Raw genomic sequence first — 19,991 nt, 5'->3', positions numbered from 1 at the left:
CCAACTGAAGCCCGCCATAGCCCGCCTGTCGGAGACCCAGAGATGCCGATCTACAAAGCCCCCGTGGACGATGTGAGCTTCCTGCTCAACGACGTTTTCCAGATCGACCGTTATGACAATCTGCCCGGCTTCTCCGACGCTTCGGCAGACGTCCGCGATGCGATCATCGGCGAGGCCGCCAAGCTCGCGGAAGAAGTGCTGCAGCCGCTCAATCGCAGCGGCGACAGCGAAGGCTGCAAGCGCCATGACGACGGCAGCGTCACCACGCCGAAGGGCTTCAAGGACGCCTACAAGCAGGTCGCCGAAGGCGGCTGGCTCGGGCTTTCCGCCCCGACGGAGTATGGCGGCCAGGGCCTGCCGGTGACCTTGAGCCAGGCCGTCAACGAATTCCAGTGCTCCGCCAACATGGCCTTCTCGATGTATGGCGGCCTCACCATGGGCGCGACCGCAGCGCTGATCGTGCATGGCAACGAGGAGCAGAAGAAGACCTATGTGCCGAAGATGGTGGCGGGCGAATGGACCGGCACCATGAACCTGACGGAGCCGCATTGCGGCACCGATCTCGGTCTGCTCCGCACCAAGGCGGTGCGCCAGGCCGACGGCAGCTTCAAGATCACGGGCACCAAGATCTTCATCTCCGCCGGTGAGCATGACTTGGCGGACAACATCATCCATCTGGTGCTCGCCCGCATCGAAGGCGCGCCCGCCGGCATCAAGGGCGTCTCGCTGTTCGTCGTGCCGAAATTCCTGGTCAATCCCGATGGATCGGTGGGCGCGCGTAACGGCGTCGCCTGCGGCTCGATCGAGCACAAGATGGGCATCCACGGCAATTCGACCTGTGTGATGAACTACGACAACGCCACCGGCTGGCTGATCGGTGAAGAGAACAAGGGCATGCAGGGCATGTTCGTGATGATGAACGAGGCCCGGCTCGGCGTCGCCGTCCAGGGTCTTGCGCAGTCGGAGGTCGCCTATCAGAACGCTGCGGCCTATGCGCGCGAACGCATCCAGGGCCGCTCGCTCACCGGCGCGAAAGCTGCCGACAAGCCGGCGGATCCGATCATCGTGCATCCGGACGTGCGCCGCACGCTGCTGACCATCCGCGCCTTCAACGAGGCGGCACGTGCGATGGTGATCTGGACGTCGCTGAAGAGCGACGTCGCGCATCGCTCGCAGGATCCGAAGGACCGCCAGGCCGCCGACGACCACATGGGCCTGATGACCCCGGTCATGAAGGGCTACATGACCGACATGGGCTTTGCCAATGCGGTGCAGGCGCAGCAGATGTTCGGTGGTCATGGTTACATCGCCGAGCACGGCATGGAGCAGTTCGTCCGTGATGCGCGCATCGCGATGATCTACGAGGGCGCCAACGGCATTCAGGCGCTCGATCTTGTCGGCCGCAAGTTGCCGCGCGACGGCGGCCGCGCGGTGATGGCGTTCTTCGCCGAGGTCGGCTCCTTCGCCAGGGAGCATGGCGCCGACGAGGCGATGCAGCCGTTCGTCGCGCCGCTCTCGACCGCGCTCGGGCATCTGCAGCAGGCGACGACCTGGCTGATGCAGAACGCGATGACCAAGCCGGACAATGCAGGCGCGGCGGCCACCGATTATCTTCATCTCTTCGGCCTCGTCACCTTCGCCTATATGTGGGCGAAGATGGCCAAGGTCGCGCAAGACAAGATTGCGGCCTCGGGCACGACCGCATATCTGTCCACCAAGCTCACCACCGGCCGCTTCTTCATGGAGCGCGTGCTGCCGGAAACGGCAGCGCATCTGGCGCGGATTCAGTCCGGCTGCGCGACCATCATGGAGCTTCCGGCGGAGGCGTTCTGACGGACTGAGGGCCGGTTTGGCTGGCCTGCCATGCCGGTCTGCCGGAGCCAGTCCGCCGTAAAGTCTGCTATAAATGACGATCATCATAATATCAGGAGGGCGTGATGCCTGAGGCCTATATCTACGACCACGTTCGCACCCCGCGCGGCCGTGGCAAGCCGGACGGCGCGTTGCATGAGGTCACGGCGCTGGGGCTCGCCAGCGTGCCGCTGAAGGCATTGAAGGAGCGCAACAACCTGCCGGAGGATTGTGTCGATGACGTCGTGCTCGGCGTCGTGGACCCGGTGGGCGAGGCCGGCTCCGACATCGCTCGTTTCGCCGCGCTCAACGCAGGGCTCGGCGACGCAGTGCCGGGCGTGCAGATCAGCCGCTTCTGTGCCTCCGGCCTCGATGCCGTGAACTTCGCCGCCGCGCAGATCATGAGTGGCCAGCATGATCTCGTGATCGGCGGCGGCGCCGAATCCATGAGCCGCGTCGGCATCGGCGCCTCCGGCGGCGCCTGGCCAATGGACCCCTCCATCGCGGTGCCCGCCTATTTCATGCCGCAGGGCGTCTCGGCCGACCTGATCGCCACCAAATACGGCTTCTCGCGCGACGACGTGGATGCCTATGCGGTGCAGAGCCAGCAGCGCGCGGCCAAGGCCTGGGATGAGGGCCGGTTCGACAAGTCAGTGGTGCCGGTGAAGGATATCAACGGGCTCACGATCCTCGCCAAGGACGAGCACATGCGCCCCTCGACCACGATGCAGACCTTGGCGCAGCTGCAGCCGTCATTCGTGCAGATGGCGCAGATGGGCGGCTTCGACGCGGTCGCGATCCAGTCCCATCCGGAGATCGAGCGCGTCAACTACGTGCATCATGCCGGCAACTCATCGGGCATCGTCGACGGCGCCGGCGCCGTGCTGCTCGGCAGCAAGGAGGCGGGGGCGAAATATGGCCTGAAGGCGCGCGCCAAGATCCGTGCCTTCGCCAATATCGGCTCGGAGCCGGCGATGATGCTGACCGGCCCGGTCGACGTCACCAACAAGCTGTTCGAGCGGTCCGGCATGAAGACGTCGGACATCGACCTGTTCGAGCTCAACGAGGCCTTTGCTTCAGTGGTGCTGCGCTACATCCAGGCGTTCGAGATCGACAATTCGAAGATCAACGTCAACGGCGGCGCCATCGCGCTCGGCCATCCGCTCGGCGCGACCGGCGCGATGATCCTCGGTACCGTACTCGACGAATTGGAGCGCACCAACAAGGCAACCGCGCTGGTCACGCTGTGCATCGGCGGCGGCATGGGCACCGCGACCATCATCGAGCGGGTGTGACGGTGGGCTCCCTCCCCCTTGCGGGGGAGGGTCGGGGAGGGGGGTGCCAAGCGCTCCTCTGCCCGTGAGGACCCCCACCCCCAACCCCTCCCCGCAAGGGGGAGGGGAGAGGAATTTCCCCCCGGGCTGATGCTGTACCAGCGCGCCCTTCTCATATCTGGGAGCACCAAATGGCCTTCAAGAATTTCAAAGTCGAGACCGACGCCGACGGCATTGCGCTCGTCACCTGGGATATTCCCGGACGTTCGATGAACGTGCTGGACGAGACCTCGGCGATCGAGCTCGAGACCATCGTCAAGGACACCACCGCGGACGCGGCGATCAAGGGCGTCGTCATCACCTCGGCCAAGGAGGCGTTCTGCGCCGGCGCCGATCTGTCGATGCTGGAAGGCATGAACCGCGCCTATGTCGATCTGCTGAAGAGCAAGGGCGAGGAAGCGGCCAACCAGATGCTGTTCGATAACAGCCGCCGCTTTTCGCTGATCTATCGCGCCATGGAAACTTCGGGTAAGCCGTGGGTCGCCGCGATCAACGGGCTTGCGCTTGGCGGCGGCTTCGAGCTGACCCTGTCATGCCATTATCGCGTTGCGGCTGAGAACCCGAAGACCCGGCTCGGCCTGCCCGAGATCAAGGTCGGCCTGTTTCCGGGCGCTGGCGGCACCCAGCGCGTGCCGCGCATCGTGCAGCCGCAGGACGCGATGAACCTGCTTCTGAAAGGCGAGGCGCTCACGCTCGACAAGGCCAAGGCCCTGAAGCTGGTCGACGCGGTCGTGCCGGCCGCCGATCTCATCAAGGCGGCGAAGGATTGGATCAAGGGTGGCGGCAAGGCTGTTCAGCCCTGGGACGAAAAGGGCTTTAAGCTGCCCGGCGGTCCCGTGTTCTCCAAGGCGGGCATGATGATGTTCCCGGCCGGCAACGCGATCTATCGCCGCGAGACCTACGACAACTATCCGGCCGCGCGCGCGATCATGAGCTGCGTGTATGAAGGCCTGCAGCTGCCCATCGACGCCGCACTGCGCGTCGAGTCGCGTTACTTCGCCCACATCCTGCGTTCGAAGGAAGCGGCGGCAATGATCCGCAGCCTGTTCCTGTCGATGCAGGAATTGAACAAGGGCGCGCGCCGGCCGGCAGGCGTGGCGCCGACCAAGATCAAGAAGCTCGCCGTGATCGGCGCCGGATTCATGGGCGCCTCCGTCGGCTATGTCTCGGCCCGCGCCGGGCTTGAGGTCGTGCTGATCGATCGCGACCAGGAGAGCGCCGACAAGGGCAAGGCGCATGCGAAGAGCGTTATCGATGATCTCGTCAAGAAGGGCCGCGCCAAGCCGGGCGAGGCCGAGGCCATCCTGGGCCGGATCACAGCGACGGCCGATTACGCGGTGCTGAAGGATTGCGATCTCGTGATCGAGGCCGTGTTCGAGGACCGCAAGGTCAAGGCCGAGACCTACGCCAAGGCGCAGCCGCTGCTGAAAGAAGGCGCGATCTTCGCTTCCAACACCTCGACCCTGCCGATCAACTCGCTGGCCGAGGAGTTCAAGGACCAGGGCCGCTTCATCGGCATTCACTTCTTCTCGCCGGTCGAGAAGATGATGCTGGTCGAGATCATCGTAGGCAAGAATACCGGCGACGTCGCGCTGGCGACCGCGCTGGATTATGTCCGCGTCATCGGCAAGACGCCGATCGTGGTCAACGACTCCCGCGGCTTCTTCGCCAACCGCTGCGTGATGCGCTACATCGCCGAAGGCAACGAGATGTTCCTGGAGGGCGTGCCGCCGGCCATGATCGAGAACGCCGCCAAGATGGCGGGCATGCCGGTTGGTCCGCTGTCACTGTCGGACGAGGTCGCGCTCGATCTCGGCCTGAAGATCATGAAGGCGACCGAGGCTGATCTCGGCGCGAACGCGATCAACCAGGACCACAAGAAGCTGATGGTCGAGCTGGTCGAGAAGCTGGGCCGCTTCGGCCGCAAGAACGGCAAGGGCTTTTACGACTATCCCGAGAAGGGCAAGGGCCAGAAGAGCCTGTGGCCGGAGCTGCCGAAGCTGCAGCCCAAGCACCTCGATCCCGATACGCTCGATGTCGAGGAACTGAAGCAGCGCTTCCTGGTGGTGCAGGCGGTCGAAGCTGCGCGCACGGTCGAGGACCATGTCATCACCGATATGCGCGAAGCGGATGTCGGCTCGATCTTAGGGTTCGGCTTCGCGCCGTTCACCGGCGGCACGCTGTCGTATATCGACTTCATGGGAACCAAGACCTTCGTCGCGCTGTGCCACAAATTCGCAGCCAAATACGGCCCGCGCTTCACGCCCCCGAAGTTGCTGGAGGAGATGGCAGAGAAGGGCGAGACCTTCTATGGCCGCTTCCCGCCGAAGAAGGCGGCGGCTTGACGCGGCGCGCGTGAGGCGAGCTCGATAGCACCGCATGACCGCGAACTCCCCTCCCCGTTGCGGGGAGGGCTATCGCCTATGGCGTCAAGCAGGGGCATGGCCTCATGGTTCGAGACGCGCGGCTTCGCCGCGCCCTCACCATGAGGGTCTGCTATTTTGTGACAAAATAAGGCGTCGTCCCCGAGGAGCTCGCCGGAGGCGAGAGTCTCGAAGGACGGCCGCGGGAGGGATCGTCGGTCGCGCTTTTCCCGATCGCCCGCAAGGCGGGAGGGGAACCACCGCCGTCGGCTTGTAAGAAGCGGGAGTCCGCAGAACTCACGCGGCCTTCAGCAGTCCTTCCTTGGCCAGCGCCTCCTGCACCTTCGGCCGCGCGCCAACGCGGGCCTTGTAGGCGGTAAGATTGGGCAGGCCGGCGAGGTCGAAATTCATCCGTTCCGCCCAGGCCAGCATCGTGAACAGGTAGCCGTCGGCGACGGTGAAGTCCTTACCCATGAGGTAGTCGTGGCCGGCAAGCTGGCTGTCGACATATTTGAACTTGCCCATCAGCCGGTCCCTGAAGAACGCCTTGACCTCGTCGGAAAAGGCCGGCTGGAATAGCGGGCTGAAATTCTTGTGCAGCTCGGAGGTGATGAAGTTCAGCCATTCCAAGAGCTTGTAACGTTCGGAGCTGCCCGGGGCGGGCGCAAGCGCCCTGTCCTTGGCGCGGTCCGCGATCGTCTGCACGATCACCGGCCCTTCGGTGACCAGTTCGCCGCTATCGAGCGCGAGCGCCGGGACCTGGCCCTTCGGATTGACCTTCCAGTAATCGTCGCCATTTTCCAGTTTCTTGGCGCGAAGATCGACCTTGACCAGTTCGTAAGGAAGGCCTGCTTCAAGCAGTGCGATATGGGGCGACAGCGAGCAGGCGCCCGGGGAGTAGTAGAGTTTCATCGGCGATTCCTCCGTGAGAACCGTGTTCACGATTTTGGTTGATAAGCGAGGCGCCGAAATTAAATGCAAATGCATGGAATAGTCAAGATTGATGCAGCTGCATTCAGTGCGCTAAGGTGTGGGGATAGGATGCGAGCCCGACCATGAAACGCAAACCATCGACCGAGGCGACCGGCGCCTGGATCCGCCTGATGCGGGTCCAGAGCCGGGTGCTGGCCGCGGTCGAGCAGGACCTGAAAAAGGCGGGCTTTCCGCCGCTCGCCTGGTATGACGCGCTGTTGGAATTGTCGCGGGCACCGTCCGGCGAGCTGCGCCCGGTGGAGCTGGAGCGGCAGATGCTGATCCCGCAATATTCGACCTCGCGGCTGATTGACCGGCTGGTCGATGAGGGGCTAGCGGTGCGGCGCGAATGCAAGATCGACAAGCGTGGCCAGTTCATCGAGATTACCGAGGCCGGGCGCGAGCTGCAGAAGCGGATGTGGGCAGCGTATTCGGCGGCGATCGAGAAGCATGTCGGCTCGAAATTGTCGGATGCGGACGCCGTCAAGCTCTGTGCGCTGCTCGACCGCCTCGGCTGCTCCTGCGGCCAGGCTCCACAATTGTCTGCCGGAGAAAGCGCGTCGGCCCGATGAGCTCTCCATTGTTCTCCACGTCCGTGGTCCCCGCGGGGGCCGCGGATTTTCCTGTCACCGCGCGCGATCATCGATGCGCTTTTCTGAACCGGGACCCGCATGGCGCGTGACCAGATCGATATGACCCCGCTGCAATCCCGCGACGAGCTCGTCGCGTGGCTGGAAGCCGGCGTGAAACCTCCATCCGCATTCCGGATCGGGACTGAGCACGAGAAGACGCCGTTCACGCTCGACGGCCATCGCCCGGTGCCTTACGAGGGCGCGCGCGGCATCAGCGCGCTGCTCGAAGGCATGAAGCTCCTGCTCGGCTGGGAGCCGATCATGGAACGCGGCAATATCATCGGCCTCTATGACGTGACCGGCGGCGGCGCGATCTCGCTCGAACCTGGCGGCCAGTTCGAGCTCTCCGGCGCACCGGTCGAGAACGTGCACCAGACGCAAGCGGAGCTGATGGCGCATCTCGCACAAGTGCGGGAGGTCGCAACGCCGCTCGGCATCGGCTTTCTCGGTCTCGGCATGACGCCGTCCTGGTCGCGCGCCGAGATCCCGGTGATGCCCAAGGGCCGCTACAAGATCATGACCGGCTACATGCCGAAGGTCGGCCGCTACGGCATCGACATGATGTACCGGACCTGCACGGTGCAGACCAATCTCGACTTTTCCTCGGAAGCCGACATGGTCAAGAAGCTGCGGGTCTCGGTCGCCCTGCAGCCGATTGCGACCGCGCTGTTCGCCAACTCGCCGTTCACCGAAGGCAAGCCGAACGGCTTTCTGTCGTTCCGCTCCGAGATCTGGCGCGACACCGACAACGCCCGCGCCGGCATGATCCCCTGGGCGTTCGAGAACGGCATGGGCTTCGAGCGCTGGGTCGATTATGCACTCGACGTGCCGATGTATTTCGTCAAACGCGAGGAAGATTACATCGACGTTTCCGGCACCTCGTTCCGCGACTTCTTCGCGGGCAAGAACCCGGCCATGCCGGGCGAGCGCCCGACCTTGTCGGATTGGGCCAATCATCTCTCGACGATCTTTCCCGAGGTGCGGCTCAAGCGGTACCTCGAGATGCGCGGGGCGGATGGCGTGCCGTGGGGACGGCTGCCGGCGCTGCCGGCCTTCTGGGTCGGGCTGCTCTATGATGATGTGAGCCTCGATGCGGCCTGGGACATCGTCAAGGATTGGAGCGCGTTCGAGCGCCAGCACCTTCGCGATGACGTCCCACGGCTCGGCTTCAAGGCGCGCATCCGCGACCGCTACGTGTTCGAGATCGCGAGGGAATGCCTGACCCTGGCGCATCTCGGCCTGCGCCGGCGCGGCCGCATCGACCATCTCGGCCGCGACGAAAGCCGCTATCTTGAGCCGCTCGACCAGATCATCGATTGCGGCCGTTCGCCCGCCGAAGAGATGCTCGAGAAGTTCAACGGCTCCTGGCAGGGTTCGGTCGAGCCCGCCTATGCCGAGTACGCATTCTGACGCTGAGGACAATGCTGGGCTGTACGACGGCTGCGGCTCCCTTCTTCTGAAAGGGGAAGGGCTGGGGGCCATCTTCAGCAAGATCGATCATTGATCGCCCTGCCGGCGCTCGTGCCGGCCCGCCCATTCCAGGGGGAGATAAACATCCTGACCGGCAGTCTGGCTTGCCGTGCTGATCGCCGCACGTGTCTAAACGTGTCAGCCCCGTTCATCCGCCATACAGGTTCGTGGCGATCAAATGGCTGCTCGAGAAACTCAAGCGTAAGCAATGGGCCGGACACATCAGCGGAGTGGCGCAGGGCGCTTCATCACGGCATGCCTGAAGCTCCTGGCGTGCCTGCTCTTTGTCGCGCCCACATCTTCGGCGTTGTCGCAAACCTATTCCGACCGGCCCGGCGGCGACTATATGAGCGCGCCGATTTCCTCCGGCGACCCCGCGGATTGCGCGTTGCTGTGCGAGCATGACCGGCGTTGCCGCGCCTGGAGCTTCACCTACCCGACGGTGATGGAAGCGGGGGCGGTGTGCTGGCTGAAGAACAGCGTGCCGCCGCGTGTACCGGACAATTGCTGCGTCTCGGGCGTGCGCGGCGCCGGCGTGGTTGAGATCAGGAACGATGCGGTCGAGACCTCGATCGACCGTCCCGGCGGCGACTATCGCAGCTTCGAGATCAAGACCACCGAGCCCAAAGGCGCCGAAAAGACCGCCGATAAAGACAAGGAAAAAGACAAGAAGGTCGAAAAGGCGGCTGACGCGGAGGACATCTGCAAGGCCGCCTGCACCGGCGACAACAAGTGCCGCGTCTGGACTTTCGCGCGTCCCGGCTATGCCGGCAAGGACGCCCATTGCTTCCTGAAGAAAGAAATCAAGCCACCACGCCGCAAGGCTGGCTTCACGTCCGGCGTGGTGCGGTAGGTGCGCGATTGGGACTCGACCGGCTCGCCGCATCCCATTCTCGCTGTCATCGCCCGGCTTGACCGGGGGATCCAGTGTTCAGCGACCGCAGCGTTTGCAAAAGCCGCAGCACAGTGGCTCGTCCGCCTTCGCGGACGATGACGCCTGGGAATTTGGCGCCAGTAGGGTGGGCAAAGGCGCGTTCGACGTTGCATCCGCCACCCGCAGGGCAGGGCGATCGCACATGGCGTCAAGCAGGGGCGGGCCTCATGGTTCGAGACGCGCGGCTTTGCCGCGCCCTCACCATGAGGGTCAACGATTCCACCACGAAAAAGGCCTCATCCTGAGGAGCCCGCGTTAGGCGGACGTTTCGAAGGATGGCCGCAGGGAAGACTGCCCGAAGCTATTTCCAGCCATATGCGATCGCCCTGACCCGCAGGGGGAGGGGAGGCCGTGCCCACCGACTTCATTCGGGTCGTGAATGGTAGCCACGCTACACTTTGCCCACCCTACCGCGCTACATCGCTGCAGGCTATTCCTCCGCCGCGATCACCGTGATCTCAGGCCACAGCGCTTTCCAGCGCGCCGCCTTGGCCGTGTAGTTGGCGGCGGAAAAATTCGCGGTGCGGTTCGGCCGCACGATCATCGCAGCGATGTCGTCGAAGCCTTTCGGCGCATAGATCTCGTGACCGTTGCCGCTTGGACGAATGCCGACTTGTGTGTTGACGGTGAGAAACCGGTCGATGCCCTCGCGCGAGCGCGTCAGCGGGGGATAGGGCTGGCCGTGCTTGTCGGGATACCACAGGTGCACGCGCGCCTGATTGCGGATCTCGATCCTGGAATCAAGCCCGCACAATCGCGCCTGCACCTTCCGGATCACGGCATCCTCGGTCTCCCACGAGGTGTCGGGATCGAAGTAGAAGATGTCGTAATCGCTGATGCCGTGACCGAGCGGCCGTCCGGTCAGCGTATTCCACACCGTCTGCGTCAGGCAGCCCGCGACGATCCAGGCGTCAGGCAAGGCGAGAGCGGAGAGCTCTTGTGCAATTCGGTCGTTGACCGGATTGCGCAGCGCGAGGGCGAGGAAGTCGTCGCTGTTCATGATTGCGCGACTCTCGGCTCCGCACTGCTCGTGAGGGCGTCATTCCGGGTTCGCCCTGCGGACGCCCCGGAATGACCGCGGGGAGTTGATGGTTCTTGACGGCGACGATGAGCGCTTGTGGCTCACCGCACCGCGGTGAAGAAGCGGTCGAGCCGGAAGCCGGAGAGCCAAGCCCACACCGGCTGGCGACGGACGCCGAGATCCCAGGAGCCGACCACGGCGTCGGCGCGGCCGACCAGATTGTCGATCGGCAGCAGGCCGACGCCGCCGTCGCGGAGCGATACGCGGCTGTCGGCGGAATTGTCCCTGTTGTCTCCGAGCACGAACAGCTTGCCAGGCGGCACGGTGACCTCCGGCGTATTGTCGAGCCGGCCGTTGTCGCGCAGCTTGAAGATCAGGTGCGAAACACCGTTCGGGAGCGTCTCGACATAACGGTAGGCCGACTCGGTGCGGCCGCTGTCGTCCTCGGCCTCGCCGATGCCGTCGGGTTTCAAGTTCGCCGGCTGGTCGTTGATGAAGAGCTGTCCTTGCCGCATCTGGATGCGGTCACCGGGCAGGCCGACGACGCGCTTGACCCAGGCCTGCGAGGTGTCGCCCGGCCAACGGAACACGACGACGTCGCCACGCTTCGGCGTCTCGCCGAACAGGCGGCCGGTTTCCGGCAGGGTGATCTGCATCGGCAGCGACGAGGTGCCATAGCCGTAGGGGAATTTCGAAGCGAGCAGCGCGTCGCCGATCATCAAGGTCGGCTCCATTGAGCCCGACGGCACGTAGAACGGCTCGGCGATCGCACCCTTGGCGACGAACACGGCCAGTACGACCGCGGCAAGCTGCGCCATCTGGCCGCGCCAGGTGGTGCCGCTCGCTTCCGCCTTGCCGTCCTTGACTGTTGAAACCTTCTCGACGCTCATCGACCCGTACCTCCGACCGTGATGCGGTCCATACGCAGGGTCGGCTGGCCGACGCCGACCGGTACGCCCTGCCCGTTCTTGCCACAGGTACCGATCCCGGTGTCGAGCGACAGATCGTTGCCGATCATGCTGATCCGGTTCAGATCGGTCGGGCCGTTGCCGATCAGCATCGCGCCCTTGACCGGTGCGCCGACTTTGCCGTTCTCGATCCTGTAGGCCTCGGTGCACTGGAACACATATTTGCCCGAGGTGATGTCGACCTGGCCGCCGCCGAAATTCACGGCATAGATGCCGTTCTTCACGGAGGCGATGATCTCGGCGGGGTCGTGCGCGCCTGCCAGCATGTAGGTATTGGTCATGCGCGGCATCGGCACGTGCGAATAGCTCTGCCGGCGGCCGTTGCCGGTCGGCTTCATGTTCATCAGCCGTGCGTTCTGCCGATCCTGCATATAGCCGACCAGGATGCCGTCCTCGATCAGCAAGGTGCGGCTGGTCGGCGTGCCCTCGTCGTCGATCGACAGCGAGCCGCGGCGCGAGGCCATCGTGCCGTCGTCGACCACAGTGACCCCCTTGGCTGCCACCTGCTGGCCCATCAGTCCGGCGAAGGCCGAGGTCTTCTTGCGGTTGAAATCACCTTCGAGCCCGTGGCCGACCGCCTCATGCAGCATCACGCCGGGCCAGCCAGCCCCGAGCACGACGTCCATCTCTCCAGCCGGCGCCGGTACCGATTCCAGATTGACCAGCGCTTCGCGCAGCGCGTCATCGGCGGCCTCGCGCCAGGCCTTGGTTTCGATGAAGCGCGAATAGGCCTCGCGCCCGCCATAGCCCTTGCTTCCGCTCTCCTGCCGGTCGCCTTGGCCCGCAACCACGGAGACGTTGACGCGCACCAGCGGGCGGATGTCGCGATAGCTTTCGCCGTCGGGCCGCAGGATTTCCACGACCTGCCAGGTCGCACCCAGGCTCACGGTGACTTGCCGTACACGCGGGTCCTTGTCGCGCAGATAGGCATCGATCTCGCCGAGCAGCTTCACCTTGCTTTCGAAGCCGGGGGCATCGAGCGGATTGTCGTCGCCGTAAAGCCGCACATTGGTGTGCGGCGGCGGGCTCGCGAAGTTGCCAGAATAACCGCCCCGCACGGCGCTCACCGTGTCGGCCGCGCGCATCAAGGCCGGCAGGGAGACGTCGGAGGAGTGAGCGTAGCCGACCGCATCGTCTTTCACGGCGCGCAGGCCGAAGCCCTGGCTCGTGTCATAGGTCGCTTGTTTGAGCCGGCCGTTGTCGAAGGTCAGCGCTTCGCTCTGGCTATATTCCAGAAACAATTCGCCGTCGTCCGCACCGGCAAGCCCGCGCGCGATCTCGTGACGGACGGCGTCACGGTCGAGCTGGGCGCGGTCGAGCAGGGAGGAGGTTGATGGATTTGTCATCGGCTGGTCCGTTGTCGGAAGATACGATCCAAGATAGTTCTTTCCGGGTCGGGGTGCGAGGGGCAGGATGATTACCGAACTGACATGGTTGAGATCGTTCCCATCGCCGCAGGGCACATCGAGAGCTTTCACCGCACGCTAGACCTGGTCGCGCGGGAGCGGCGCTATCTGTCTTTCGTGGCAGCGCCGCCGCTGGACTCCACCCGCGCCTTCATTCTGAACAGTATCGCCCAGGGCTATCCGCAGTTCGTGGCCCTTTCGGCCGGCGAGGTGGTCGGCTGGTGTGATGTAACCCCGAAATCGGGGCCGATCGATGCCCGAATCGGCGTGCTCGGCATGGGCCTTTTGCCGCAGTTCCGGCGCCAGGGCATCGGAACCCGGCTAATCGCGCGGGTGCTCGGCGCCGCGCGCGCTTACGGCTACTCCCGGGTGGAGCTGACCGTCTACCGCAGCAACACCAATGCGATCCGGCTGTACGAAAAGACGGGGTTCGTGATCAAGGCGGTCGAGCCGCCCGAGACCTGCACTGAGGAAATCGACAAGACACGCTTGGTCATGGCGCTCTCGTTGGAGGGGCCGGGCACCACTCCAGCAAACTGAGCGATCACGGCAATGTGTCTGATGATCGGGCCTTCACGGCAGCTTGTCGAACCCCTCGGCGAGCCCGTTGAGGCTCAACGGGAAGCCGATGCCTTCCTCCGGCGTTTCGAAGATGATGAAGGTTGCGGTCTTGGCGGTCTTGAGCTGGTTGAGCAGCTTGTCGTCCATCACCACCTCGGCGACGCAGCCGTTCGGCAGACAGCGCACGAAGCCGGCGCGGCCGACATCCTGGTTATCGAGCTTCAGTCCGAGACCGGAGGGCAATAGGACACCGAGCGGCGCCACCACCCGCATCAGCCGGCTCTTCTGGTCGGCGGTCTTGAGCACGATGACCGTGAGCCCGGCATTGGAGCGGTCCTCTGCCACCACGCTCTGAATCAGGGCGCATTGCTCGCTCTGGGCACCCGGCGGAGTGTCGCAGCGGATCTGCCAGTCGCCATGCACCGAACGCACCGCGCCCTGCGCGCGGAGTGCTGCCGGCATGCTGATCGCGGCCATCGCGGTCGCAAGCGCGAGCGCGGCGATGCCACCGCGCACGCGGCGGGATCGCCATCGCGACTCATTCGCATCTCGGAGAGGCTTGAGCGCTGTGCTCTCCGTTGAAGGCCCTATCCGGGTCGATCCCATGACACTTTCCTGTGGGTGGTCTGTCGGCACCACGGCATCAGCCGGCAATCATGGCGTCTTCACGGCGTGTCTCCGGCAAGACGACTGTGCGACCGATGCCGCCGAATCAGCTGCAAAATACGGCCTGCGATCGTTGCGTACATCGCACGGGACGCCTGTCAAGCGGCCGTGGCCCGCGAAACCTCGTCGCATGGCAATTTCCCGGGCAAATTCCGCCAAATTGGAACGATGCGACGGCAGTTCGGAGCCGGCTTAAGAGCTGCATTGCGATAGATCAAGAATTGTGGTTTGAGAAGAAAGATTTCGTCATTCCAGTGAACTGGCCCAGGTGCTTTCCTATGAGTCCGCCATGGCCGTTTGTCCGGGGAGCGGATCATAACAGCGCACCGTGAGACAAGCGGCGGTTCGCTGAGGGGGAAAAGTTCTGAAGGGAGCGCGAACGGCATGAAGATGTCGAAGGGCCAATTGGGCGCCTGCCTGCTGGGGATGGCGGTGGCGCTGGTGTCGGGTGGATCGGCGTTTGCGGAGCTCGGCCAGCCCGCGCCGTGGGAATACAAGCTGCAGGAATCCGGCTCGCCGGTGATGGACAACATCACCTGGTTTCATGGCCTCCTGCTTACCATTATCACTTGCATCACGCTGTTCGTGCTGGCGCTGCTCGTGACCGTTGTGGTCAAGTTCAACGCTCGCGCCAATCCGGTGCCCTCGCGCACCACCCACAACACTCTGCTCGAAGTGGCCTGGACGCTGATCCCGGTGCTGATCTTGGTCACCATCGCGGTGCCCTCGTTCCGGCTGCTCTTCCTCGAACTCGATGTGCCGAAGGCTGATCTTACCGTCAAGGCGACCGGTAAGCAGTGGTATTGGAGCTACGCCTATCCCGATAACGGCAAGTTCGAATTCGATTCGTTGCTCGCGCAGGACAAGCAGCCGCGTCTGCTCGGCGTCGACAATGAGATGGTGGTGCCGGTCAACAAGGTGATCCGGGTCCAGACCACCGGTGCCGACGTGATCCACTCGTGGGCGATCCCGTCGTTCGGCGTCAAGATCGACGCCATCCCCGGCCGTTTGAACGAAACCTGGTTCAAGGCCACCAAGGTCGGCATGTATTACGGCCAGTGCTCCGAGCTCTGCGGCAAGGACCACGCCTATATGCCGATCGCGGTGCGCGTCGTGAGCGAGCAGGATTTCGCAGCCTGGGTCGAGGACGCCAAGAAGAAATTCGCGAGCGCACCGGGCAACACCTACGCCTCCGCGGCGGGCGTGTCGCAGTAAGGCGCAAGCGACGACTTTTTCATGGACCCGTTCGCGGTCCTGAGGGGACATCTAGGGCACACGAGGATTGACAATGGCGACGAGCGCAACGGCCCACATCGGCCATGACGATCACGCCCACGACCATCCGACCGGATGGCGGCGCTGGGTCTATTCGACCAATCACAAAGACATCGGCACGATGTATCTGATCTTCGCGGTCTGCGCCGGCCTCATCGGTGCGGCGATGTCGATCGCGATCCGGATCGAGCTGATGTATCCGGGCGTGCAGCTCTTTCACGAGAACCACACCTACAATGTGTTCGTCACCTCTCACGGCCTGATCATGATCTTCTTCATGGTCATGCCGGCGATGATCGGCGGCTTCGGCAACTGGATGGTGCCGCTCATGATCGGCGCGCCCGACATGGCGTTCCCGCGCATGAACAACATCTCGTTCTGGCTGCTGCCGGCGTCCTTCGCGCTGCTGCTGCTCTCGACGTTCGTCGAGGGCGAGCCGGGCTCCAACGGCGTCGGTGCCGGCTGGACCATGTATGCGCCGCTCTCGACGTCGGGACATCCTGGTCCCGCGGTCGATTTCGCGATCCTGTCGCTCCATATCGCCGGCGCGTCGTCGATCCTCGGCTCGATCAACTTCATCACCACGATCTTCAACATGCGCGCACCGGGCATGACCCTGCACAAGATGCCGCTGTTCGTGTGGTCGATCCTGGTGACGGTGTTCCTGCTCTTGCTGTCGCTTCCGGTGCTTGCGGGCGCGATCACCATGTTGCTCACGGATCGCAATTTCGGCACGACCTTCTTCGCGGCCGAGGGCGGCGGTGACCCGGTGCTGTTCCAGCACCTGTTCTGGTTCTTCGGTCACCCGGAAGTGTACATTCTGATCCTGCCGGGCTTCGGTATGATCAGCCAGATCGTCTCGACCTTCTCGCGTAGGCCCGTGTTCGGTTATCTCGGGATGGCCTATGCGATGGTCGCGATCGGCGGCATCGGCTTCGTCGTGTGGGCCCACCACATGTACACGGTCGGCATGTCCTCGGCGACGCAGGCCTATTTCGTCGCCGCCACCATGGTGATCGCGGTGCCGACCGGCGTGAAGATCTTCTCCTGGATTGCCACGATGTGGGGCGGCTCGATCGAGTTCCGGGCGCCGATGCTGTGGGCCGTCGGCTTCATCTTCCTGTTCACGGTCGGTGGCGTCACCGGTGTGGTGCTGGCCAATGCCGGCGTCGACCGCGTGCTGCAGGACACCTATTACGTCGTGGCGCACTTCCACTACGTGCTGTCGCTCGGCGCCGTGTTCGCGATCTTCGCGGGCTGGTACTACTGGTTCCCGAAGATGTTCGGCTACATGTATTCGGAGACCATCGCGAAGGCCCACTTCTGGGTGATGTTCATCGGCGTGAACCTCGTGTTCTTCCCGCAGCATTTCCTGGGCCTGTCCGGCATGCCGCGCCGCTACATCGACTATCCGGATGCGTTTGCCGGTTGGAACCTCGTGTCCTCGATCGGTTCCTACATCTCCGGCGTCGGCGTCCTGATCTTCGTCTATGGCGTGGTGGACGCCTTCGTGCGCAAGCAGCAGGCCGCGGACAATCCGTGGGGGCCGGGTGCGACGACGCTGGAATGGACCTTGTCCTCGCCGCCGCCGTTCCATCAATTCGAAGTGCTGCCGCGGATGCAGTAACTCTCGAACCAACGATGCGTGGCACCGCTTCAGGCGCCGCGCTGACGTCCAGCCGCATCGCCCGCCACCTGGCCGGCGATGCGGCAAATGAAGCGGAAGGCCTGGATCAGTCGTGTCGGTCATCGATCAGAACGCTCTTGCCGTCGGTCCCCGGATCTCCGAGGCCGACGTCGCCGATTATCTCGCGCTGCTGAAACCGCGGGTGATGTCGCTCGTGATCTTCACCGCGCTGGTCGGGCTTTTGATCGCGCCGGGACATTTCCACCCGGTGCTCGCGATCACCGCGCTGCTCTGCATCGCGGTCGGCGCCGGCGCCTCCGGTGCGCTCAACATGGCGCTGGAAGGCGACATCGACGCCAAGATGTCGCGCACCGCCAACCGTCCGATCCCGCGCGGCCGCGTCACCCGTGCCGAAGCGCTGGCCTTCGGCAGCACGCTTGCTTTCTTTGCAGTGCTGACGCTCGGCATCCTCGTCAACTGGTATGCTGGCGCGTTGCTGGCGTTCACGATCTTCTTCTATGTCGTGATCTACACGCTGTGGCTGAAGCGCTGGACCGCGCAGAATATCGTGATCGGCGGCGCCGCCGGCGCGCTGCCGCCGGTGGTGGCCTGGGTCGCGGCCACCGGCACCATCGCGCCGGAGCCGCTATGGCTGTTCCTGATCATCTTCTTCTGGACCCCGCCGCATTTCTGGGCGCTCGCCCTGTTCCGCAGCGACGATTACGCTCGCGCCGGCATTCCGATGCTGCCGGTCGTCGCCGGTCCCGATGCGACGCGGCTGCAGATCCTGCTCTACACGATCGTCCTGGTCGCTATCGCGGTCGCCCCCTGGGCGCTCGGCTATTTCGACGCCGTCTATGGCCTGATCTCGCTCGTGCTCGGCGCCGGCATGCTCTGGTTGGCGATCGAGATCTACCGCAAGCGTGAGCGCAGCGCGTCCTTGCGCGCCACCCGCAAAATGTTCGCCTTCTCGATCCTTTATCTGTTCGCGCTTTTTCTGACCTTGGGGGTCGAGGCGGTCGTGCGCATGATCGGATTGGGCACCTGACAGGGGGCGGATGACGCTGACATGGCCGAGCCGAACGAGCCAGAGGGGATCGTGCTGACCGAGGCGCAGCTGCGCGCGCGGCGCCGGCGCTCGATCGCCATTGCGCTGGCGCTCGGCGTGCTGGTGGTGCTGTTCTTCGCGGTCACCCTGGTCAAAGGGCCCGCAGTGTTGAGGCGGCCGATCTGATGGAAAGCTTCGATCATAGCGCTCCGCGCGAACCGGCCGTTCCGGCCGCAGCCGCCAAACGTCGAGGTCTTAGCCGCGACGCCTTGGTGGGGACCATTTGCGGCGCCGTAGTGGTGCTGATGGTCGGCGCGTCCTATGCGGCCGTGCCGTTCTACAACTGGTTCTGCCGGGCCACCGGTTTCAACGGCACCACGCAAGTGGCGACCGCAGGCCCCACGACCGGGCCGCTCGCCCGCAAGATCGCGGTCCGCTTCGATTCCAATGTGGCCGGCGGGCTGCCCTGGAAGTTCGAGCCTGAGAAGACGGAAATCGAGGTCGCGATCGGCCAGGTCGTCACCGTCTACTACACCGTCACCAACCAGTCCGCGCGGACCACCACCGGCCAGGCCGCCTACAATGTCGCGCCGCTGACGGTCGGGGCCTACTTCAACAAGATCAACTGCTTCTGCTTCACCGAGCAGACCATGGCGCCCGGCGAGAAGCGCGAGATGCCGGTGGTGTTCTATGTCGATCCGGCACTCGTTGGCGATCACGACAACGACAGTCTCAACACGATCACCTTGTCCTACACCTTCTATCCCGTGCGCGATCCGGCTCCCAAGCCGGTGGCTGCGGGCGAGCCGGACAAACCGCGGGGCAATCTCTAATGGCGGACGTCCGACAATCCGGGGAAATGAACTTCTGAACGAACAGGTGCCGATCTGATCGGCATAGAGCTGGGGAGAGACTCGAAATGGCAACCGCCCACGCAAAGCATCACGACTACCATCTGGTCGATCCGAGTCCGTGGCCGTTCGTCGGCTCGGTGTCGGCCTTCATCATGGCGGTCGGCGCGGTCACCTGGATGCACCACCTGTTTTCGGCCGCGCCGATCATTTTCGGCGTCGGCGCCATCGGCGTGCTCTATACGATGGCGAGCTGGTGGGGCGATGTCATCCGTGAGGCCCAGTACCGGGGCGACCACACCCGCGTCGTGCAGATCAGCCACCGCTACGGCATGATCCTGTTCATCGCCTCCGAGGTGATGTTCTTCGTCGCCTGGTTCTGGGCGTATTTCAACGCGGCGCTGTTCCCGGCCGATGCCGTGCAGGCGACCCGCGATGCCGTGTTCGGCTGCGGCCCGGGCACCCAGATGGGCGCCTGTGCGGTCCCCGGCGTCTGGCCGCCCAAGGGCATCGAGACGTTCGATCCCTGGCACCTGCCGCTCCTCAACACGCTGATCCTCTTGACCTCCGGCACCACCGTGACCTGGGCGCACCATGCGTTGTTGGAGGGCAATCGCCAGGGTCTGAAGTATGGCCTGATCCTCACGGTTCTCCTGGGCGCGACCTTCACCTGCGTGCAGGGCTATGAGTACAGCCATGCCGCCTTCTCCTTCGGCGGCCACGTCTACGGCTCGACCTTCTTCATGGCGACCGGCTTCCACGGCTTCCACGTGCTGGTCGGCACTATCTTCCTGATCGTCTGCCTGATTCGCGCCTATGCAGGCCACTTCACGCCGAAACAGCACCTCGGCTTCGAATTCGCCGCCTGGTACTGGCACTTCGTCGACGTGGTCTGGTTGTTCCTGTTCGTCTGCATCTATGTCTGGGGTCACGGCGCCGAAGCCATGGCTCACGGCGCGCATTGAGGTGCATATTCACGCCCTGTCGCTCGTGCATTGATTGTACCGGTGCT

The 19,991-nt window shown here is 64.2% G+C and carries 18 protein-coding genes; 13 read left to right on the top strand and 5 right to left on the bottom strand.

Annotated elements, in window-relative coordinates:
• Window positions 1–42 precede the first annotated feature (42 nt).
• The 3 genes from QX034_RS09590 (at window position 43) to QX034_RS09580 (ending at window position 5,530) form a co-directional block, all read left to right on the top strand.
• On the top strand, window positions 43–1,833 hold the full coding sequence (locus QX034_RS09590; protein WP_315763522.1) for an acyl-CoA dehydrogenase C-terminal domain-containing protein: 1,791 nt from the start codon (window positions 43–45) through the stop codon (window positions 1,831–1,833).
• 104 nt (window positions 1,834–1,937) lie between these two features.
• A complete protein-coding gene (locus tag QX034_RS09585) occupies window positions 1,938–3,146 on the top strand; it encodes an acetyl-CoA C-acetyltransferase (protein WP_315702799.1) in 1,209 nt (402 codons plus the stop codon).
• A 170-nt stretch (window positions 3,147–3,316) separates the two neighbouring features.
• Window positions 3,317–5,530, top strand: coding sequence for a 3-hydroxyacyl-CoA dehydrogenase NAD-binding domain-containing protein (locus QX034_RS09580; protein ID WP_315702800.1), 2,214 nt, complete (start codon window positions 3,317–3,319; stop codon window positions 5,528–5,530).
• Window positions 5,531–5,845: 315 nt separating this feature from the next.
• Here QX034_RS09580 and gstA read toward each other — a convergent pair whose 3' ends face one another.
• On the bottom strand, window positions 5,846–6,460 hold the full coding sequence (gene gstA / locus QX034_RS09575; protein ID WP_315763526.1) for a glutathione transferase GstA: 615 nt from the start codon (window positions 6,458–6,460) through the stop codon (window positions 5,846–5,848).
• 143 nt (window positions 6,461–6,603) lie between these two features.
• Between gstA and QX034_RS09570 the strand changes: the two genes are divergently transcribed.
• The 3 genes from QX034_RS09570 (at window position 6,604) to QX034_RS09560 (ending at window position 9,475) form a co-directional block, all read left to right on the top strand.
• Complete coding sequence (locus QX034_RS09570; protein ID WP_315702801.1) at window positions 6,604–7,092, top strand: MarR family winged helix-turn-helix transcriptional regulator; 489 nt, start codon at window positions 6,604–6,606, stop codon at window positions 7,090–7,092.
• Between the two features lie 99 nt (window positions 7,093–7,191).
• Window positions 7,192–8,562 carry a glutamate--cysteine ligase gene (locus QX034_RS09565; protein WP_315745179.1) on the top strand — a complete coding sequence of 457 codons (1,371 nt, stop codon included), beginning with the start codon at window positions 7,192–7,194 and terminating at the stop codon, window positions 8,560–8,562.
• 268 nt (window positions 8,563–8,830) lie between these two features.
• Window positions 8,831–9,475 carry a PAN domain-containing protein gene (locus QX034_RS09560; protein WP_315702803.1) on the top strand — a complete coding sequence of 215 codons (645 nt, stop codon included), beginning with the start codon at window positions 8,831–8,833 and terminating at the stop codon, window positions 9,473–9,475.
• 511 nt (window positions 9,476–9,986) lie between these two features.
• Here QX034_RS09560 and QX034_RS09555 read toward each other — a convergent pair.
• From QX034_RS09555 to tldD, 3 genes are all read right to left on the bottom strand, one after another.
• On the bottom strand, window positions 9,987–10,556 hold the full coding sequence (locus QX034_RS09555) for a nucleotidyltransferase family protein (protein ID WP_315745178.1): 570 nt from the start codon (window positions 10,554–10,556) through the stop codon (window positions 9,987–9,989).
• Between the two features lie 122 nt (window positions 10,557–10,678).
• A complete protein-coding gene (lepB, locus tag QX034_RS09550) occupies window positions 10,679–11,467 on the bottom strand; it encodes a signal peptidase I (protein WP_315702805.1) in 789 nt (262 codons plus the stop codon).
• Window positions 11,464–12,891, bottom strand: a complete 1,428-nt coding sequence (gene tldD / locus QX034_RS09545; protein ID WP_315702806.1) for a metalloprotease TldD — start codon at window positions 12,889–12,891, stop codon at window positions 11,464–11,466. Before tldD ends, lepB begins: the two co-directional genes overlap by 4 nt.
• A gap of 84 nt (window positions 12,892–12,975) precedes the next feature.
• On the opposite strand from tldD, the gene QX034_RS09540 reads away from it, so the two are divergent.
• Window positions 12,976–13,491: a GNAT family N-acetyltransferase gene (locus QX034_RS09540; RefSeq protein WP_315702807.1), complete on the top strand. Its 516-nt coding sequence runs from the start codon at window positions 12,976–12,978 to the stop codon at window positions 13,489–13,491.
• 33 nt (window positions 13,492–13,524) lie between these two features.
• On the opposite strand, the gene QX034_RS09535 is transcribed toward QX034_RS09540, so the two are convergent.
• Window positions 13,525–14,118 carry an invasion associated locus B family protein gene (locus QX034_RS09535; protein WP_315702808.1) on the bottom strand — a complete coding sequence of 198 codons (594 nt, stop codon included), beginning with the start codon at window positions 14,116–14,118 and terminating at the stop codon, window positions 13,525–13,527.
• 444 nt (window positions 14,119–14,562) lie between these two features.
• On the opposite strand from QX034_RS09535, the gene coxB reads away from it, so the two are divergent.
• From coxB to QX034_RS09505, 6 genes are all read left to right on the top strand, one after another.
• Window positions 14,563–15,393, top strand: a complete 831-nt coding sequence (gene coxB, locus QX034_RS09530) for a cytochrome c oxidase subunit II (protein ID WP_315702809.1) — start codon at window positions 14,563–14,565, stop codon at window positions 15,391–15,393.
• A 73-nt stretch (window positions 15,394–15,466) separates the two neighbouring features.
• Entirely contained in the window at window positions 15,467–17,080 is a 1,614-nt protein-coding gene (gene ctaD / locus QX034_RS09525; RefSeq protein ID WP_316195336.1) for a cytochrome c oxidase subunit I, read from the top strand.
• 112 nt (window positions 17,081–17,192) lie between these two features.
• Window positions 17,193–18,128: a heme o synthase gene (locus QX034_RS09520; RefSeq protein WP_315702811.1), complete on the top strand. Its 936-nt coding sequence runs from the start codon at window positions 17,193–17,195 to the stop codon at window positions 18,126–18,128.
• Window positions 18,129–18,149: 21 nt separating this feature from the next.
• Window positions 18,150–18,314, top strand: a complete 165-nt coding sequence (locus tag QX034_RS09515) for a CoxF protein (RefSeq protein WP_315702812.1) — start codon at window positions 18,150–18,152, stop codon at window positions 18,312–18,314.
• Window positions 18,314–18,961 carry a cytochrome c oxidase assembly protein gene (locus QX034_RS09510; RefSeq protein WP_315702813.1) on the top strand — a complete coding sequence of 216 codons (648 nt, stop codon included), beginning with the start codon at window positions 18,314–18,316 and terminating at the stop codon, window positions 18,959–18,961. The genes QX034_RS09515 and QX034_RS09510 overlap by 1 nt, the downstream gene beginning before the upstream one ends.
• An 86-nt stretch (window positions 18,962–19,047) precedes the next feature.
• On the top strand, window positions 19,048–19,944 hold the full coding sequence (locus QX034_RS09505) for a cytochrome c oxidase subunit 3 (RefSeq protein ID WP_315702814.1): 897 nt from the start codon (window positions 19,048–19,050) through the stop codon (window positions 19,942–19,944).
• The last annotated feature ends 47 nt before the right edge of the window (window positions 19,945–19,991 follow it).

The organism is Bradyrhizobium sp. SZCCHNR3119 (assembly GCF_032487775.1).
In the GTDB taxonomy this organism is placed as follows: Bacteria; Pseudomonadota; Alphaproteobacteria; order Rhizobiales; family Xanthobacteraceae; genus Bradyrhizobium.
Note: the sequence above shows the minus strand (reverse complement) of the source record. Positions and strands in the feature narration are given on the sequence as shown.

Bases quoted from the DNA above. Each gene is read 5' to 3' on its own strand.
- QX034_RS09590 (WP_315763522.1), top strand. From the start codon at position 43: ATGCCGATCTACAAAGCCCCCGTGGACGATGTGAGCTTCCTGCTCAAC.
- QX034_RS09585 (WP_315702799.1), top strand. From the start codon at position 1,938: ATGCCTGAGGCCTATATCTACGACCACGTTCGCACCCCGCGCGGCCGT.
- QX034_RS09580 (WP_315702800.1), top strand. From the start codon at position 3,317: ATGGCCTTCAAGAATTTCAAAGTCGAGACCGACGCCGACGGCATTGCG.
- gstA (WP_315763526.1), bottom strand. From the start codon at position 6,460: ATGAAACTCTACTACTCCCCGGGCGCCTGCTCGCTGTCGCCCCATATC.
- QX034_RS09570 (WP_315702801.1), top strand. From the start codon at position 6,604: ATGAAACGCAAACCATCGACCGAGGCGACCGGCGCCTGGATCCGCCTG.
- QX034_RS09565 (WP_315745179.1), top strand. From the start codon at position 7,192: ATGGCGCGTGACCAGATCGATATGACCCCGCTGCAATCCCGCGACGAG.
- QX034_RS09560 (WP_315702803.1), top strand. From the start codon at position 8,831: ATGGGCCGGACACATCAGCGGAGTGGCGCAGGGCGCTTCATCACGGCA.
- QX034_RS09555 (WP_315745178.1), bottom strand. From the start codon at position 10,556: ATGAACAGCGACGACTTCCTCGCCCTCGCGCTGCGCAATCCGGTCAAC.
- lepB (WP_315702805.1), bottom strand. From the start codon at position 11,467: ATGAGCGTCGAGAAGGTTTCAACAGTCAAGGACGGCAAGGCGGAAGCG.
- tldD (WP_315702806.1), bottom strand. From the start codon at position 12,891: ATGACAAATCCATCAACCTCCTCCCTGCTCGACCGCGCCCAGCTCGAC.
- QX034_RS09540 (WP_315702807.1), top strand. From the start codon at position 12,976: ATGGTTGAGATCGTTCCCATCGCCGCAGGGCACATCGAGAGCTTTCAC.
- QX034_RS09535 (WP_315702808.1), bottom strand. From the start codon at position 14,118: ATGGGATCGACCCGGATAGGGCCTTCAACGGAGAGCACAGCGCTCAAG.
- coxB (WP_315702809.1), top strand. From the start codon at position 14,563: ATGAAGATGTCGAAGGGCCAATTGGGCGCCTGCCTGCTGGGGATGGCG.
- ctaD (WP_316195336.1), top strand. From the start codon at position 15,467: ATGGCGACGAGCGCAACGGCCCACATCGGCCATGACGATCACGCCCAC.
- QX034_RS09515 (WP_315702812.1), top strand. From the start codon at position 18,150: ATGGCCGAGCCGAACGAGCCAGAGGGGATCGTGCTGACCGAGGCGCAG.
- QX034_RS09510 (WP_315702813.1), top strand. From the start codon at position 18,314: ATGGAAAGCTTCGATCATAGCGCTCCGCGCGAACCGGCCGTTCCGGCC.
- QX034_RS09505 (WP_315702814.1), top strand. From the start codon at position 19,048: ATGGCAACCGCCCACGCAAAGCATCACGACTACCATCTGGTCGATCCG.